Source organism: Deinococcus roseus, from assembly GCF_014646895.1.
Classification (GTDB): domain Bacteria; phylum Deinococcota; class Deinococci; order Deinococcales; family Deinococcaceae; genus Deinococcus_C; species Deinococcus_C roseus.
Genome location: NZ_BMOD01000078.1, coordinates 1 through 1,264, shown reverse-complemented (window position 1 = coordinate 1,264; position 1,264 = coordinate 1). Strand labels below are relative to the sequence as shown.

2 protein-coding genes are annotated in these 1,264 nt (G+C 55.0%); both read right to left on the bottom strand.

All coding sequences use genetic code 11. The features are described from left to right. Positions 1-38 precede the first annotated feature (38 nt). Positions 39-899: an IS3 family transposase gene (locus tag IEY52_RS26445; protein WP_189009694.1), complete on the bottom strand. Its 861-nt coding sequence runs from the start codon at positions 897-899 to the stop codon at positions 39-41. Continuing rightward, on the bottom strand, positions 896-1,210 hold the full coding sequence (locus tag IEY52_RS26440; protein ID WP_189009691.1) for a transposase: 315 nt from the start codon (positions 1,208-1,210) through the stop codon (positions 896-898). The genes IEY52_RS26445 and IEY52_RS26440 overlap by 4 nt, the downstream gene beginning before the upstream one ends. Positions 1,211-1,264 lie beyond the last annotated feature (54 nt).

Below are 1,264 nucleotides of genomic sequence, written 5' to 3'. Positions count from 1 at the left end.
TGAACTTGCAACCCTTTTGCACACCTGGAGAAGAAGGATTATCCTGACTGCCGATTCTCAAAATCCACAGGGGACAGGTGACCCAGGGCTGAATGCCGTCTCACACGGTTGTACCACCCCTCGATCCAGGTAAACACCACCGTCTGTGTGTCCTGCCGGTTGCCAAGCGGCCGATCCAGGCCCAACTCCGTCTTCAGGGTGGCGAAGAAGCTCTCCATCGCTGCATTGTCCCAACAATTCCCCTTGCGACTCATGCTGCACGTTGCCTTCAGCTCCCGTAAGGCTTGCTGGTACTCCCGAGAAGTGTACTGACAGCCCCGGTCACTGTGGTGCAGCAAGCCTGGAGCAGGTTTCCGGGTTGTCTGTGCCATCTGCAGGGCAGACAACGCTAGATCCGTCTCCAATGTTGTCCCAAACGACCACCCCACCACTTTGCGAGAGTACAGGTCCAGGATGACCCCCAGGTACAACCAGCCATCAAAGGTGGGAAGATAGGTCAAATCGGTACACCATTTCTGGTCCGGCTGGGCAGCCGTAAACTGTCGGTCCAGCACATTATCGAAAACCTGGTCCCCCACCCTGCTGCGCGTGGTGACTCTAAATTTGCGCTTCTGGCGCACTTTCAGCCCCTGGGCTTGCATCAGACGGGTGATCCGTTGGCGGCTGACCTGCTGACCTCGTACATTCAGTTCCGCCTTCACACGAGGAGCACCGTAGGTGCCTTTGCTGTCCTGATGGATCTTTTGGATCTCTGTAGCTAGCCTCTGGTCTGCTTGTTGACGCTCACTGAGGCCCCGCTTCTTCCAGGCGAAATAAGTCTCTTTTTTGACGTTCAGCACACGAAGAAAGATGTTTAAGGCGAAGCCCTTCAAATGCGTTTCAATGAACTGGCATTTCACGGCATTTCTTTGGCGAAGAACTTCGCCGCCAATTTTAAAATCTCACGTTCCTGACGGAGAATTTCCACTTCCTTCTCCAGCTCTTTGATGCGTTTCTCCTGCTCGCTCAGGGCAGGCTTTCCTTTGCCTGTGAAGACCGGGCGGCCCGTGAGTTTGGCGGTTTTGGTCTGTTGCACCCAGCCATGCAGGGCACTGTAGGGGATCCCCAGGTCCTTGGCAGCCTGCTTGATGGTCATATCCTCACGGGTGGCCAGCTGGACCGCTTCCTGCTTGAACTCAGGGGTGTAGGTGTTGGTCTTTCTGCGTGTCATGCTCACTCCATTCTGATCTGTGTTCTCGGAGTGTGCAAAAGTCTAACAGGTTCA